The following is a 15,856-nucleotide window of genomic DNA, read 5'->3' on the forward strand; positions in this document are numbered from 1 at the left end:
AAATGCAATTTCGAACGTCTTTTCAAATTCAATCTTCTGATTTTAAACTCAATCATCAACACAAAATATTGACGATAGGTTCTTGTTTTTCAGATGAAATTGGAAAGCGTTTGACCGATTTAAAGTTTGATGGATTAATTAATCCTTTTGGAGTGATTTTTAATTCATATTCCATTCAAAATTTAATAGAAAGAAGCATTCATAAAAAATATTTTACAATAACTGATGTACATCAAAACGGAGAAGAATTTTTCTGTTTCGATGTACATTCGTCGTTTAATGCGTTGACGAAAGAAGCTGTTTTAGAGGAATTAAATTCAACAATCAATCAGGTTCATGATTACATTCATTCTTGTGATGTGTTGATGATTACATTGGGAACATCGTGGATTTATGAATGGAAAACTTCAAATCAAGTTGTCGCGAATTGTCATAAAGTTGAGGCAAAACAATTTGAAAAAAGATTATTAACAACAGAAGATAATCTAAAATCGTTGAAATTGATTGTTTCAGATTTGAAGAAAATTAATCCAACTATTCGCATCATTACAACAGTTAGTCCTGTTCGTCATACAAAAGATGGAATGATCGAAAATAATGTAAGTAAAGCTAGACTGTTGGATGCTTTATATCAATTAAGTCTTCAAAATAATCAAGTTGAATATTTCCCGTCATATGAATTAGTTTTAGATGATTTGAGAGATTATCGTTTTTTCAAAGAAGATTTGATTCATCCATCGAAACAAGCCGTTGATTATATTTGGGAAAAGTTTTCAGAAACTTATTTCGAGCAATCAACGCAAACAATTATTCAAAAAATAAATAAAGTTATTTCAGCAATTAATCATCGCCCTTTTAATGAAGAATCAGACAATTATCAACAATTTTTAGTAAAAACGATTACATTGATGAATGAATTAGAAAAAGGAAATCAACTTGATTTTTCAGTTGAAAAATTAACTTTTGAAATCAAAAATAAAACATGTTAATTGATACACATACACATCTATATTCGGAGCAATTTGAGAATGATATAGATGAAGTAATTGCGCGAGCAAAGCAAAATGGAGTAGAGCGATTTTATTTGCCAGCAATTGATAAAAGTTACACGGATAGAATGTTGGCGTTAGAAGCTGCTCACCAAGATTCGATGTTTGCGATGATGGGTTTGCATCCGTGTTCGGTTCATCCAGATACAATAGAAGACGAATTGGCTCATGTGCGCGAATGGATTGATAAACGACCATTTAAAGCAATTGGCGAAATCGGAATTGATTTGTATTGGGAAAAAGAATTTTTACAAACGCAACAAGATGCATTTAAAATGCAAATTGAATGGGCAAAAGAAAAGAATTTACCAATTGTCATTCATTGTCGAGATGCATTCAACGAAGTTTTTGAAGTGTTAGAAGAAGTGAAAGATGAAAAATTATTCGGAATTTTTCATTGTTTTTCAGGAACAAAAGAAGATGCACAACGCGCAATTGATTTCAATTTGAAATTAGGAATTGGTGGAGTTGTAACCTTTAAAAATGGTATAATAAATCAATTTTTAGGTGATTTTGATATCAAACATATCGTTCTCGAAACAGATTCACCTTATTTAGCGCCAGTTCCGTTTCGTGGAAAACGAAATGAAAGTAGTTATTTGACACATGTTTGCGATAAGTTGGTTGATATTTACCATCAAACACCAGCTGAAATTGCAGCAATTACAACAAAAAATGCGTTTGACATTTTCGAACGTTAGGATAAATCAGAATAGAAAAATTATATTTGCAAAAGAAAACCTTTGACAAGATGAAATACAAAAGAATATTACTTAAATTGAGTGGTGAAGCATTAATGGGAGATTTACAATATGGTATTGATCCAAATATGCTGAAACAATATGCGCAACAAATTAGAGAAGTTGCTGAACTTGGTTGCGAAGTGGCAATCGTAATCGGAGGTGGTAATATTTTTAGAGGTGTACAAGGTGTTGCTTCTGGTATGGATCGTGTACAAGGAGATTATATGGGAATGTTGGCAACTGTGATTAACAGTATGGCATTGCAAGGAGCTTTGGAAGATGCTGGTGTTAATACACGTTTACAAACGGCTATTCGTATGGAGCAAATCGCAGAACCATTTATCAAAAGAAGAGCTACGCGTCATCTAGAAAAAGGTCGTGTCGTAATTTTTGGTGCAGGAACAGGAAATCCATATTTTACAACAGATACAGCAGCCGTTTTGAGAGCAATTGAAACGCAAGCTGATGTTATTTTGAAAGGAACTCGTGTTGATGGAATTTATACTGCAGATCCAGAAAAAGATCCAACAGCAGAGAAATTCGAAACAATTTCTTATCAAGAAGTTTACGATAAAAACTTAAAAGTAATGGATATGACAGCTTTTACTTTGAGTGAAGAAAATAATTTACCTATTATTGTATTTGATATGAATACAGATGGTAACTTGAAAAAATTAATTTTAGGAGATAACGTAGGTACTCTAGTAACAAATAAATAAATCCCGAAATGGAAGAATTAGATATTATTTTAGAAACGGCTAAGGAGCAAATGCAGGGAACTGTAAGTCACTTAGAGGTTGCATTCGACAAATTAAGAGCAGGTAAAGCTACTCCTGCAATGTTAAGTTCAGTTCGTGTTGATTACTACGGAAGTTTATCTCCGTTAACTCAAATTGCAAATGTAAATACACCAGATGCAATGACATTGAGCATTCAACCATACGAGAGAAATTTAATTCATGAAATTGAAAAAGCAATCATCAATGCTAATTTAGGTTTTGCACCTTCTAACAATGGAGATACAATTATTATCAGTATTCCTCCAGTAACAGAAGAACGTCGTAAAGAGTTGGTGAAAATGGCCAAATCGGATATGGAAACTGCTAAAATTTCTCTTCGTAATGCACGTCAAGATGCGAACAAAGCGTTAAAAGCTGTAAAAGAAGCTTCTGAAGACATGGTGAAAGATTACGAAACACGTGTTCAAGGATTAACAGACAAGTTTTCTAAGAAATTAGAAGAAGCTTTAACGAAAAAAGAAGCTGAAATCATGAAAGTTTAATCTTTCTTGAAAAAAAAATATTTTAAGGCAGCGTTTCGCTGCTTTTTTTATTTATTTGCATAATCAATTTCAAAAGATGAAGAACTATATATTCCTGCTAAATTTCTGTATTTCAATTGCCACATTTGCTCAAATTAAAGTGAGAGTATTCGATGCTCAAGACGAATTTCGTTTAACTGGTGCTAATGTTTACAGCGATACCAAACAATTTCTTGGTCAAACAGACGAATTAGGAGAATTGGATATCAATGATTCTGTTCATTTTATTGATATAATCAAAAACGGATATTTCTCAGAAAGTATTCAGACTGATGGTAAAAAGTTGGTGGAAATTATGATGAAACCTTCTTTCATTAGTTTGGATGAGGTTAGTTTTACGACAAATGATTCTGTTGGTCGTAATTTGATTATCAAAGCAATTCGCAATCAATCCAAAAATACAATCAGAAACGGAGGAAATATTTTCCTAAAATCATACACTAAATTTTGGAGTACAGTAAATAACGATTCGATTCCGTTTATCATTCAACCTCAAAATCACAAAGATTCTGTCAATAATCAATGGAAAAAATTGTTAGACAACAGTCATTTATTTTTGGGAGAACGTGCAATGGATCATAAAGTTTCGAAGCGTTTTGGACTAAAAAATATCGTGCAATCTTCTCGTATTTCTGGAATGCGTTCGCCTTTGTACGAATATTTGGCGATGCAACCAATTGCGTTCAATTTTGATCAAGATAAAATCAATTTTTTCTTCAAAGGAATTATTAATCCAGTAAGTCGAGAAGGTCTTTCGCATTACCGTTATGGTTTCAAAGAGGATATTTTTATTGATGGGCGAAAAACGGCTGTTATTAGCTTTTTCCCTTCAATCAAAACGGATAAAAGACAAATTAAAGGAACACTTTGGATTGATGATAGAACGTATGCTTTAATCAAAATTGAAGCAGAAAATACGATTTCAAATTATGTTGCAGAATTAGAAGCAGATTGGAAATTGAATAATGGTTCTTGGATTCCAAATCAACAAAAATATCGCATGGAAGCTGGTAATTTTAAGATTACAGAGAAATTATCCGATGATGATTTTATTGATAAAAAAGAAAAAATTTGGATTAATCTTGAAACAACTTTCAAGGATATTCAAAATCCAGCACATTTCAAACGCAACGAATTTTTAGGTTACGAAGACGAAATTTCTTTTCAAAATATGAACGAAAAGAAATGGGACAATGTGATGGAAGATTACCGCGATTCATCATTATCGAACAAAGAACGAAATACTTATACGACAATTGATAGTATTGGCGATAAATATAAGTTAGAACGTCAAATGAAATTGATGAGAATCATCAATTCTGGTGGGAAATTATCATTAGGAAAAGTTGATTTAGATTTAACAAAAATCTTAGCGTTTAATGATTACGAGGGTTTTAGACTTGGTGCCGCGTTTAATACAAACGAAAATTGGAGCGATAAATATTCGTTGAATGCGTATTCAGCTTATGGTTTCAAAGATGAAACATTCAAGTTTGGATTTGGTGGAGATTATTATGTAAATAAGCCTTATTCGGGTCGAATTTTTGCAAAATACTCGCAAGATGTTTCGGCTTCTGGGAAAACGCCAATTTTATTACAATCGAATTATACACGTCTAATTTCTGGAGCTTTTAGTAATATTTATAATCACGAATATTTTTCGTATAAACATTATTCTTTTGGATATGAGCAAGATATTTTTAAGAATGTAACCTTCAATATTTCGGCAAATTATGAAAAACAACAAGCAGAATTTGATTATTCTTTCCTGAATAATATAGGTTGGTACGATTTGTATAATACGCAATTAGCGATCCGTTTTGCGCCAAAAGACAAGTTTATCCGCACGCCTTACGGAAAAGTGACGGTGAATAGCGGGAAATCTGTTTTCTATGCAATGTTGACGAAATATTGGGATATTTTCAATTCTGATTATGATCCACTTCGTTTCAATATTTCTTATTTTGATGTGTTCGATACGCGAGTTGGTAAAACAAATTTCAATGTAAATGCGGGTTGGGTTGAAGGAAAAATGCCGTTGATGAACTTGTTCGAAGGACAAGGAAACGCAAAACGCAATGATTTTGCAAACTTTGGAGTAGGAGGTTTAACAAATTTCGAAACAATGCGTCCTGGAGAATTTTATTCGGATCGATTTGTATCCTTTCAATTGAAACATATTTTTGCTGGCGTTAAAGTCGGAAACAAAATTATTTTCCCACAATTCGTTTACCGTGGAGTTTTAGGTGATATGAAAGATAAAACAGATCATCAAAATTTAGATTTCAAAACATTGAATCATTATTACCACGAAACAGGAGTTGAAGTAAATAATTTAATTTTCAAAACATTTGGATTGGGAGCATTTTACCGTTTAGGTGCTTATTCAGAAGAAAAATTCCAAGATAATTTCTATTTAAAATTAACTGTAAATTTGAATTTTTTGTAGGTATTTAGATTTTGTCATTCTGGACTCGTTTCAGAATCGTATATATTGATTTAAATTTATGAATAAAGAGTTTGAACTTAAAAAATATAGAGATTTAGTACTTGCGACTTTAGATTATTATATTGTTCATCTTGCGTTTAATAATGAAATGAAAGATGAATTTATTCGTTTAAAAATTCAAACAGAGGAGTATTATTCAAAAAGAAAATTAACTATTTTAAAAAACTGGTTTAAAGATTTAACGTCTGATTTTATAGAAGATAGAGATTTTGGTTTTAATAAATATTTAAAGCAAACAACACATTATGAAATTGATATTTTTGAATCATATTTCAAAAGAATTAAAAAATTAGTTGAAAAAGGTTTTATCAAAACAGAGAGTCAATTCCATGAATTAAAAAATTATGTAGATTATTTAGTTCAAGATAATAATTCTGATAAAGATCTTATTCAAAGAATAAATGAAATTCTTTTGCGTTTTGAATCTAGAAAAATAGAATAATTTTACTTCAAAAAATAAACTAAAATCAAAAATCCTTTACATTTTCATTGAAATTGTAAAGGATTTTTAGGTTGGTTGAAAAATATTCGCAAAAATTATGCCTATAATTTTTATAACTTTAAATAATAACTAAATTTGTAAGGATAAATTAAAAAATTATGCAATCGTACGGAATTAAAGCCTTATTAGAAAAAGGCAAGGATTTGTTGCTACAGGAAGTAGTTGTAAATGGATGGGTAAGATCGTTCAGAAGTAATCGTTTCATCGCGTTGAATGACGGTTCTACAATTAATAATATTCAAGTAGTAGTAGATTTCGAAAATTTTGACGAATCAATTATAAAACAAATTTCTACAGCAGCTTCTTTACAAGTAAAAGGAGAAGTGGTAGAAAGTGAAGGAGCTGGTCAAGAGATTGAAATTGTTGCGAAAGAAATCAAAATTTTAGGAACTGCGCCATCTGATGATTTAAAAGGAACAATTTTACAACCAAAACAACACAGTTTAGAGATTTTGCGTGAGCAAGCACATTTACGTTTCAGAACAAATGTTTTTGCTGCAACTATGCGTGTTCGTAACGCGTTAATGTTCGGGATTCACAAGTATTTCAACGAAAATGGATTCGTTTACATCAACACGCCAATTATTACAGGATCTGATGCTGAAGGAGCAGGAGAGATGTTTCATATCACAAACTTGGATATGGAAAACTTACCTAAAAATGAAGAAGGTAAAGTAGATTATACACAAGATTTCTTTGGTAAATCGACTAACTTAACGGTTTCTGGACAGTTAGAAGGAGAAACTGCAGCAATGGGATTAGGAAAAATTTATACATTTGGACCTACTTTCCGCGCAGAAAACTCGAATACTTCTCGTCACTTAGCTGAATTCTGGATGATTGAGCCAGAAGTTGCGTTTTTCCGTTTAGATCAAAATATGGATTTGGCTGAAGATTTCATGAAATCTGTTATCACTTATGCAATGGAAACTTGTAAAGATGATTTGAAATTCTTAGCTGAACGTTTTGACAAAGAACAAAAACAAAAACCAGAAGCTGAACGTTCTGAATTAGGATTAATAGAGCGTTTAGAATATGTTTTAAATAACAAATTCATTCGTTTAACTTATACAGAAGCAATTGATATTTTAAAAGAATCTAAACCAAATAAAAAAGGTAAATTCAAATATCCAATTGAAGGTTGGGGAGCAGATTTACAATCTGAACATGAACGTTATTTAGTTGAAAAACACTTCAAAACACCAGTTATTTTATTTGATTATCCAGCAGAAATCAAAGCATTCTACATGCGTATGAATGACGATGGAAAAACAGTTCGCGCAATGGACGTTTTATTCCCTGGAATCGGAGAAATTATCGGAGGCTCTGAGCGTGAAGAACGTTTAGAAGTTTTAGACGAAAAAATGGAAAAATTCGGAATCGATAAAGAAGAATTATGGTGGTACCGCGACACAAGACGTTTCGGTTCTGTGCCACATTCTGGTTTCGGTTTAGGTTTAGAGCGTTTGGTATTATTCGTTACTGGAATGGGTAACATTCGTGACGTGATTCCTTTCCCTAGAACACCGAATAACGCTGAATTTTAATCAAAATATTTTTACGGATTTATGCTTAAAAATTGTAACTTTAAGCTAAATCCGTTTTTTATATAAGCCAAACCCAAAAATATGTTAAAGCAGGAATTAAATTTAAAATTACAACAAAAACTATCGCCACAACAAATCCAATTAATGAAGTTGGTTCAGCTTCCTACGGTTGCTTTTGAACAACGCGTAAAGGAAGAGTTGGAAGAAAACCCTGCTTTGGATGATCAATCTTCTGAATATGATGAAGATTACGGAGGAGAGCAGGATGAATGGGACAATCAGAGTGATGATTTTGGAGACGAAAAAGTTATTGATACAAGTGATATCAATATTGATGATTATTTGAGTGATGATGATATCCCAAATTATAAAACGTATACGAATAATTATAGTGATGATGATGAAGATAAATCTGTTCCTTACGCGCAAGGAGAGAGCTTTATCGAGTTTTTGACATCACAATTATATACGAATCGATTAACTTCGGAACAATTTCAAATTGCTGAATTTATTTTAGGAAATATTGACGATGATGGTTATATGCGTCGTGATATAAAATCGTTGGTTGACGATTTAGCATTCTCGCAAAATATTTACACTTCGCCAGAAGAGGTTGAAAATTTGTTGATTAATTATATTCAACGAATGGACCCAGTTGGAGTAGGTGCCCGTGATTTACAAGAATGTTTATTGATTCAATTAGAAAATAAAAATCAAACAGAAGCAGTAGAGTTAGCCAAAAAATTAATTTCAGAATCGTTTGATGCATTTACGAAAAAGCATTATTCTAAATTGATGGCAAAATATGATGTGGATGATGATGAGTTGCGTGATGCAATTTCGGAGATTGAACGTTTGAATCCAAAACCAGGAAAATCATTTTCTAGCAGTAGTAAAATTGTAGAGCAAATAACGCCAGATTTTACAATTCATATCAACGATGGCGATTTAGAATTGTCGTTAAATGGACGTAATGTACCAGAATTGAAAATTTCGAGTGCGTTTGCAGAAATGTTAGATACATACAAAAAAACCGAAAATAAATCGAATCAACAGAAAGAAGCTGTAATGTTTGTCAAACAAAAGCTAGATTCTGCGAAATGGTTTATTGACGCGGTTCAGCAACGTCGTAATACGCTTTTGTACACGATGGAAGCGATTATGAAATTTCAAAAAGAATATTTCTTAACAGGAGATGAAACGAAAATCAAACCGATGATTTTGAAAGATATTTCAGACAGAATTGGAATGGATATTTCGACAGTTTCTCGTGTTGCGAATTCAAAATATGTGACAACGCCTTATGGAACATTTTTGATAAAAGATTTGTTCTCAGAATCGTTAACAAATGAGGAAGGTGAGGAAGTTTCGACACGTGAAATCAAACGAATTTTGCAAGATGTAATTGCAGATGAAGACAAACGTAAACCTTTGACAGACGAAAAATTAACTGAAATTTTAAAAGAAAAAGGTTATCCAATTGCTCGTCGTACAATTGCAAAATACCGTGAACAATTAAATATTCCGGTTGCAAGATTGAGAAAAGAAATCTAAAATTTTTAGAAATATAATCAAACAAAAAAAGAGCTTTTTATAAAGCTCTTTTTTTATTTTTACCCCAAGTTGTCATCCATTCAAAATAATCTTCTTTGTATGAATTATCATTCAATTGAGTAATAATTTTTTGTTGTTTTTCTTTGTTCAAATCATCATCAATTACAGAAAAGTTTAAGAAAATATCTTTACCGATTAATTTAGAAAAGAAATTTTCATTCTTTAATTCTTCCAACACTTCGATGCATTTTTCGTTAATTTTATTCTGAAATTGATAAAACCAATCTTCGTCATCGTCGTGTTCATCAACTATTTGTTTGCACATTTGATTGATTTCTTGAAAAGAATTTTCAGCTCCTAAATAATCATATTTCCATTCAGAAGGCTCGTATTTGTAGTAACAAAAATCGTCTTCATCCGATACTTTTTCCAAATGTTCGATAGAATTTGCCGAAGGATGAATAGCTATTTTCGTGTCGTTATTGCACAAGGCAAAAGCGTAAAGGTCTTGGGAAGGATTTTCGTTATAAATTTTCAAAAAGGCTTGTTTGGTTGATTGCACTAATTTGTTTTTTAATACATTAAAATCCATTCATTTATATTTTTTTAATCAGTTATAATTATTTTTTGAAATGTAGTAAAATTCTTTAAATATTAAATCATTGTTAATTTATTTTTTTAAGACAAATTCTGTTATTCTTCATTTTCCATGTAACTTTTCTGTAATTCGTACGTCATATAGTAAACAAACCTAATATGTCTAAATTATATATTCCAATTCTATTATTTGCGTCGACCTCTATTTTTGCGCAACAACAATATAAAGGAAGTTTACAATATACGAATCAAACACCTGTTAGTCTAGCAGATGTGATTATTCTGAAAGATGATCAAATTATCGATGAAATTTCAACTGATGATAAAGGAAGTTTTACAGTTGATTTAGCCGAAGGAAGTTATATGTTTCGAATAGAAGAAGCTGGTGTTTTGCTTCATACTCAAACGATTTTATGTGGAAAAAATCAGGATTTAGGCGTTATTATTCTTCCTAAAACTGAAAATATTACATTAAATGAAACAGTTGTAAAGAGTCAGAAAAAATTAATAGAAAAGAAAGTTGATCGACTTGTTTTTAATGCTGATTTAGCGGAAGGAGCAAAAGGTGGAGATGCATTAGATTTGCTAAAATTGGCGCCTCGTGTAAAGGTTGATAATGATGTAGTTTCGATAATTGGTAAAAGTAATTTGCGTGTGATGGTGGACGATCGTTTATTGGAAATGTCTGGTGATCAATTGACAAATTATTTAAAAACGCTTCGTGCAGATGATATTGAGAAAATTGAAGTAATTACAAATCCACCCGCAAAATATCAAGCAATAGGAAATAGTGGAATTCTCAATATTGTACTGAAATCAGGCAAAAAAGACTCGTGGAATGGGAGTTTGTCATCTTCATTGCAACATTATAACAAACCATATTGGAACAATAGTGCATCGTTTAATTACCGAAAAAATAAATGGACTTTAGTTTCGAATATTTTTGGTGGTTTTGGTGAATATGATGGAATTGGACAATCTGATATTTATTTTAGAAAGACTAATGAAGTTTGGACTGAAAGAGAAAAAAATAGTGGAAAAAATAGAAATATTGGCGGAAAATTAGGATTGGATTATAAAGTTTCAGATAAATTGACGACTGGTTTTACGGTTGATTTATATGCTGGAAATCGAAAAGGAACTGGTGGCACGAAAACAACGATAAATAGTTTGGATAAAAATGAATTGTTGAGTTATATTCTGAATGATCGAAATGGAAGCAAAGGAAACACGAAATACAATACGCTGAATTATCATGTGATTTATAAAATGGATACGATCGGAAAAAAACTGACATTTGATTTTGATTGGGTAAATTTTAATAATAACAATACAAGTGTAACTTCAAACCGATTTTTTAATTCAGAAGATGTTGAAAATAAAACAGAATATCAAGGAAATAAAAGTTTGTCCGACCAAAAAGCAAATAATTATAGTTTGAATATTGATATGGAACATCCCGTTAATACTTGGAAACTAAATTATGGTGGACGTTATAGTTGGACGAAAAATAATAGCGATAATTTATTTTACAACACATCTTCTGGGTCGCCTGTTTATGATGAAAAGTTGAGTAATGGTTTTTATTATGACGAAAATATTTTGGCTTTTTATGCGAGTATTGAAAAAGATATTTCAGAAAAATGGTCTGCAAAAGTTGGTTTGAGATACGAAAATACAGATGCAAAAGGTTTTTCTCCGCAAGAAAATCAACATGATACCTATAAATATGATGGATTATTTCCAACCGCTTATTTGATGTATAAACCTGCTGAAAATCATTCGTTAAGTATTAATGTTGGGCGTCGTATTGATCGACCTTTTATGGGACAATTGAATCCGTTTCGTACCATTTATTCTCCTTATTCTTTTGCCGAAGGAAATCCGAAATTAAAACCTTCTTATTCGTATAATTATGAGTTGGAATATGCATACAAAGATTTGGCAGTTACAACATTATATTACAGAAATTCTACGGATGAAATCAATCAAATTGTGGTTGTAAATCCAACAGAAAATACACAAAATTGGATTCCATATAATTATGCTGATTCGGAGAGTTTTGGAATTAGTGAAAATCTAAATTTCAAGCTTGTAAAATGGTGGAAAGTCAATGGAACGATTGATTTGTATTACAAGAAAACAAAAGGAATTATTCCTGAATACAATTATGTATTGGATGGATTTAATGGAGAATTTCGTTTGACAAATAATTTGGAACTGAATAAATCAAAAACATTATTATTTAATCATACCACAAATTATACAACAAAAACGATTGATGCCATGTCAAGAAGTCGCGCTAATTGGAGTACAGCTTTTGGTTTGAGAGCGTTATTTTTGGATAAAAAAATCGAAGTTTCGTTTAATGTAAACAATGTATTTAAAGATAGAGCTTGGCAAGATCAAAGCTTTAGTAACGATACAAAATTTGTTTATACAGGACAATCCGCTCGCTATTATCGTGTTGGAATTCGATACAATTTCGGAAAATCATTTACGATAGAACAATCAAAAAGTAGTTCGGAAAAAGGAAGATTATAATTTTAAAAAACAAACCCCAATATCATCGAATATTGGGGTTTGTTTTTTTATAATTTTTTCTTTGAAATTCTATTTTTTTTCTTTTATTTTGTAACCAATGTCTAATGTTGTATAATTTGGTTATGAGTGAATATTTAACTATTTCAGAAACAGCGAAATTACTTAATAAAAGTACAAAAACACTTCGTCGTTGGGATGAAGAAGGGAAGTTATCGGCTGTTCGAGAACCTATAAGTTATTATAGAGTTTATAGGAGAAGAGATGTAGAGACGTTGTTTGCTGAATTTTTGCAGACAGATATTGAAGAAACTGTTTCAAATTTTGTAAAGCCAACGCAAGATTTTCATGTCTTAGAATTATTTGCTGGAGCTGGAGGTTTGGCAATTGGTATGGAAAAAGCAGGGTTGAAATGTGTTGCATTAAATGAAATTGATAAACACGCTTGTGAAACTTTAAGAAAAAATAGACCAAATTGGAATGTCTTAGAAGGTGATATTAAGAATTTTAATTTTTTTGAATATTATAATAAAGTTGATGTTGTAACAGGAGGATTTCCTTGTCAAGCTTTTAGTTACGCAGGAAAAAGACTTGGTTTAGAAGATGCAAGAGGAACTTTATTTTATGAATTTGCAAGAGCTGTAAAAGAAGTTAATCCACCTATTTGTATTGGAGAAAATGTAAAAGGTTTATTGAATCATGATAATGGTAATACTTTACGTGGAATGATTTCAATTTTAGATGAAATTGGGTATAAAGTAGTTCCAGTAGAGGTTTTGAAAGCAATTAATTATAATGTTCCACAAAAAAGAGAACGATTAATTTTAGTAGGAATTCGTAAAGATATTCCAATAGATTATCATTATCCAACGCCGTATAAAAAAATATATAATCTTTCTGATGCATTGAAAAAAGGAGAATTGTTCGATTGTAATGTTCCGAAATCTACTGGAGCTAAATATCCTGAAAGCAAGAAAAATGTATTAGATTTAGTTCCTCCAAAAGGCTATTGGAGAGATTTACCTCTTGATATTCAGAAAGAATTTATGGGAGCAAGTTTTTATTTAGGTGGAGGAAAAACAGGAATGGCAAGAAGAATAGGCTGGGACGAACCTTGTTTAACTTTAACATGCAGCCCTGCTCAAAAACAAACAGAGCGTTGTCATCCAGATGAAACTCGTCCTTTTACAGTAAGAGAATATGCTCGTATTCAGACTTTTCCTGATGAATGGGAATTTTCAGGGCCTATGGCACAACAATATAAGCAAATTGGTAATGCAGTTCCCGTTAATTTAGGAAAAGAGGTTGGTTATTCAATAATTAATTTTTTGAATCAATATTATAGTTTGTCAAAACCTGAATAATAAGAATAATTATCAAAGGAAATTTGATCAAGAATAGAACGTTTTGAATTTTCGGTTTCTGAAGTAATTTCTTCTAAAGCCGAATTTTCATTTTCGTTTTGTTCTTTTTTTGTGGTTTCTAAAAAATCATTTATTGCAATAGGAAGCGCTTTATAAAGTTGATAGAAAGCATCTTCTTCTCCAGTTAGTAAAGCATAAAATTGATCTCCAGAGATTTTAAAAACTCTTGAATGACTATATTCTTTGCTATTAATTTCGCCTTTCCAATTTTCGTTAAAACTATTTTTCGCTAAAATCTGAACCCAATAACATTTAGCTTTCTTGTAATCATCTGCATATCGAGCCAATTTTTGAAAAAGAGCTTCCGAAGAACTGCTATTCATTGTATTATGTTTGTTTTTGATATCTGCAAATAACGTGTCATCATTTGCTTTTATATCAAATCCACTTAAATTTCCAATTTCATAACCTTTTATTCCACCTAAAATTTGTTCATGAAAAGTTCCGATAGAATTGTTTATAGATTTATCAATTTGTCTAAGAATCTCAGATTGTATCAAATCTTCTTCATCAATATTATTAAATTTTGAATCAAAAGTTAATTTAATAGTGTCAACTTTATTTGTATAAAAACTTTTTTTAGAAATCTTACTTTTAGCTTTTTGATAAGATTTATATAAATTTTTAATGCAATTTAATAAATGCTCATCTGAAATAAAGTTTACATATTTATTTTTCATTACCAGTATTGTATAATATTGCTAAGTTAGAATAATTATCTGATTATTTAAAAAATGTAATTATGACTTTACCTCTTCTCCATTTTATAGAACAATAAAATCACAAAACTAATCGCAAATGAAACGCCCATTGCAAGAGCCGAAGCTTTCATTCCGCCAGAATATTCAATCAATAATCCATAAATAACTAAACCTAAGAATAAGGCAAATTTTTCGAAAACATCGTAGAAGCTAAAATAGGTTGTTGTGTCTTCTGTTTCTGGTAATAATTTGGCGTATGTAGAACGTGATAAAGCTTGCAAACCTCCCATTACAAGACCAACCATTGCAGCCATTACGTAAAATTGAGTTTTTACATTAGGATCATTTTTATTAATTAAATAACCAATAATACATGTAATAATCCAGATAAAAATACCGATTAATAAAGTTTTCTTATTTCCTATTTTTCCTGATAGAAAAGAGAATAACCATGCACCTAAAACAGCTTCAATTTGGATCAATAAAATGGTCATAATCAATTCTGAAGATTCCATTCCAATTTCTGAACTTCCAAACATTGCAGCCATCAAAAAGATAGTTTGCATTGCTAAACTGTAAAAGAAAAATCCAGCCAAAAAAACACGAATATTTTTGTATTGATTCAGATCTTTGAAGGTATGTTTTAAATTTCTAAAACTCGATTTGATAATATCTTTCGGAATTTCGCGATCATATTTGTGATTTGGTAATTTACTTAATGCAATTTGTCCAAATCCTAACCACCAAATTCCTGTTAATAAGAAACTTATTCGAGTAAACATTGCTTGTTGTTCTTCTGGAGCGAATTGTATCATCGCCAAACAAATTGTCAATAAAATGACAGAACCAATGTAACCAAACATATAACCTTGCGCTGAAACTTTGTCCATTTTTTCGTCTGAGACAATTTCTGGTAAATAGGCGTTGTAAAAAACTAAACTTCCCCAAAAGCCTATGCTTGCGGTGATATTGAGTAATAAAGCTAACCAAACTAAATCGCTCGATGTGAAGAAAAACATTCCGATACATGAGAACGATCCTAAGTAACAAAAAAAACGAAGAAATTTTATTTTATTTCCGATTAAATCTGCAATTGAAGATAAAACAGGAGACAAAACAATCACAAAAAAGAAAGCAATTGCTAATGAAAAATTGAATGCGGATTCTGGTAATAATCCTAAGAATTTGATCGGTTCATGATTCGCATCATAGGTCATTAGAGTATAATAAACCGGAAAAATAGCAGAGGCAATAACTAAAGAATGAACAGAATTTGCCCAGTCGTAAGAAATCCAAGCTCGTATTAGTTTGGGATTATCTTTTGTATTCATAAATTTTTTATAGTAATGTTGGTTAAACTTAAGAATA

13 protein-coding genes are annotated in these 15,856 nt (G+C 31.0%); 10 read left to right on the plus strand and 3 right to left on the minus strand.

The genetic code is table 11. The features are described 5' to 3' along the window. Positions 1 to 2 precede the first annotated feature (2 nt). From G0Q09_RS06595 to rpoN, 8 genes are all read left to right on the plus strand, one after another. Positions 3 to 989: a GSCFA domain-containing protein gene (locus tag G0Q09_RS06595; protein WP_219034346.1), complete on the plus strand. Its 987-nt coding sequence runs from the start codon at positions 3 to 5 to the stop codon at positions 987 to 989. Further along, positions 983 to 1,750, plus strand: coding sequence for a TatD family hydrolase (locus tag G0Q09_RS06600; RefSeq protein WP_219034347.1), 768 nt, complete (start codon positions 983 to 985; stop codon positions 1,748 to 1,750). The genes G0Q09_RS06595 and G0Q09_RS06600 overlap by 7 nt, the downstream gene beginning before the upstream one ends. Before the next feature lie 50 nt (positions 1,751 to 1,800). Continuing rightward, positions 1,801 to 2,511 carry a UMP kinase gene (gene pyrH, locus G0Q09_RS06605; protein ID WP_115000992.1) on the plus strand — a complete coding sequence of 237 codons (711 nt, stop codon included), beginning with the start codon at positions 1,801 to 1,803 and terminating at the stop codon, positions 2,509 to 2,511. A gap of 8 nt (positions 2,512 to 2,519) precedes the next feature. Next, on the plus strand, positions 2,520 to 3,074 hold the full coding sequence (gene frr / locus G0Q09_RS06610) for a ribosome recycling factor (RefSeq protein ID WP_115000990.1): 555 nt from the start codon (positions 2,520 to 2,522) through the stop codon (positions 3,072 to 3,074). A 76-nt stretch (positions 3,075 to 3,150) separates the two neighbouring features. Then, entirely contained in the window at positions 3,151 to 5,562 is a 2,412-nt protein-coding gene (locus G0Q09_RS06615) for a DUF5686 family protein (protein WP_219034348.1), read from the plus strand. Positions 5,563 to 5,620: 58 nt separating this feature from the next. Next, on the plus strand, positions 5,621 to 6,064 hold the full coding sequence (locus G0Q09_RS06620; protein WP_038335898.1) for a hypothetical protein: 444 nt from the start codon (positions 5,621 to 5,623) through the stop codon (positions 6,062 to 6,064). A gap of 158 nt (positions 6,065 to 6,222) precedes the next feature. Further along, the gene (gene asnS, locus G0Q09_RS06625) at positions 6,223 to 7,671 is read left to right on the plus strand and encodes an asparagine--tRNA ligase (protein ID WP_219034349.1); all 1,449 of its coding nucleotides are present in this window, start codon (positions 6,223 to 6,225) and stop codon (positions 7,669 to 7,671) included. Between the two features lie 81 nt (positions 7,672 to 7,752). Then, entirely contained in the window at positions 7,753 to 9,225 is a 1,473-nt protein-coding gene (rpoN, locus tag G0Q09_RS06630; protein ID WP_219034350.1) for an RNA polymerase factor sigma-54, read from the plus strand. Positions 9,226 to 9,262: 37 nt separating this feature from the next. Here the strand turns inward: rpoN and G0Q09_RS06635 are convergent, their stop codons facing one another. Next, positions 9,263 to 9,817 (minus strand): DUF4303 domain-containing protein, encoded by a 555-nt coding sequence (locus tag G0Q09_RS06635; RefSeq protein ID WP_219034351.1) that lies wholly within the window; start codon positions 9,815 to 9,817, stop codon positions 9,263 to 9,265. Between the two features lie 164 nt (positions 9,818 to 9,981). On the opposite strand from G0Q09_RS06635, the gene G0Q09_RS06640 reads away from it, so the two are divergent. Both G0Q09_RS06640 and dcm read left to right on the plus strand, forming a co-directional pair. After that, positions 9,982 to 12,366, plus strand: a complete 2,385-nt coding sequence (locus G0Q09_RS06640; RefSeq protein ID WP_219034352.1) for an outer membrane beta-barrel family protein — start codon at positions 9,982 to 9,984, stop codon at positions 12,364 to 12,366. Positions 12,367 to 12,488: 122 nt separating this feature from the next. Continuing rightward, a complete protein-coding gene (dcm, locus tag G0Q09_RS06645) occupies positions 12,489 to 13,727 on the plus strand; it encodes a DNA (cytosine-5-)-methyltransferase (protein ID WP_371875731.1) in 1,239 nt (412 codons plus the stop codon). Here dcm and G0Q09_RS06650 read toward each other — a convergent pair. Next, on the minus strand, positions 13,703 to 14,467 hold the full coding sequence (locus G0Q09_RS06650) for an Eco47II family restriction endonuclease (protein ID WP_219034353.1): 765 nt from the start codon (positions 14,465 to 14,467) through the stop codon (positions 13,703 to 13,705). The genes dcm and G0Q09_RS06650 overlap by 25 nt on opposite strands. A gap of 68 nt (positions 14,468 to 14,535) precedes the next feature. Further along, the gene (locus tag G0Q09_RS06655; protein WP_219034354.1) at positions 14,536 to 15,819 is read right to left on the minus strand and encodes an MFS transporter; all 1,284 of its coding nucleotides are present in this window, start codon (positions 15,817 to 15,819) and stop codon (positions 14,536 to 14,538) included. Positions 15,820 to 15,856: the final 37 nt, after the last annotated feature.

This window comes from Empedobacter falsenii, from assembly GCF_019308355.1.
In the GTDB taxonomy this organism is placed as follows: Bacteria; Bacteroidota; Bacteroidia; order Flavobacteriales; family Weeksellaceae; genus Empedobacter; species Empedobacter falsenii_B.

Coding starts and splice junctions, on each gene's coding strand:
- G0Q09_RS06595 (WP_219034346.1), top strand. CDS start 3: ATGCAATTTCGAACGTCTTTTCAAATTCAATCTTCTGATTTTAAACTC.
- G0Q09_RS06600 (WP_219034347.1), top strand. CDS start 983: ATGTTAATTGATACACATACACATCTATATTCGGAGCAATTTGAGAAT.
- pyrH (WP_115000992.1), top strand. CDS start 1,801: ATGAAATACAAAAGAATATTACTTAAATTGAGTGGTGAAGCATTAATG.
- frr (WP_115000990.1), top strand. CDS start 2,520: ATGGAAGAATTAGATATTATTTTAGAAACGGCTAAGGAGCAAATGCAG.
- G0Q09_RS06615 (WP_219034348.1), top strand. CDS start 3,151: ATGAAGAACTATATATTCCTGCTAAATTTCTGTATTTCAATTGCCACA.
- G0Q09_RS06620 (WP_038335898.1), top strand. CDS start 5,621: ATGAATAAAGAGTTTGAACTTAAAAAATATAGAGATTTAGTACTTGCG.
- asnS (WP_219034349.1), top strand. CDS start 6,223: ATGCAATCGTACGGAATTAAAGCCTTATTAGAAAAAGGCAAGGATTTG.
- rpoN (WP_219034350.1), top strand. CDS start 7,753: ATGTTAAAGCAGGAATTAAATTTAAAATTACAACAAAAACTATCGCCA.
- G0Q09_RS06635 (WP_219034351.1), bottom strand. CDS start 9,817: ATGGATTTTAATGTATTAAAAAACAAATTAGTGCAATCAACCAAACAA.
- G0Q09_RS06640 (WP_219034352.1), top strand. CDS start 9,982: ATGTCTAAATTATATATTCCAATTCTATTATTTGCGTCGACCTCTATT.
- dcm (WP_371875731.1), top strand. CDS start 12,489: ATGAGTGAATATTTAACTATTTCAGAAACAGCGAAATTACTTAATAAA.
- G0Q09_RS06650 (WP_219034353.1), bottom strand. CDS start 14,467: ATGAAAAATAAATATGTAAACTTTATTTCAGATGAGCATTTATTAAAT.
- G0Q09_RS06655 (WP_219034354.1), bottom strand. CDS start 15,819: ATGAATACAAAAGATAATCCCAAACTAATACGAGCTTGGATTTCTTAC.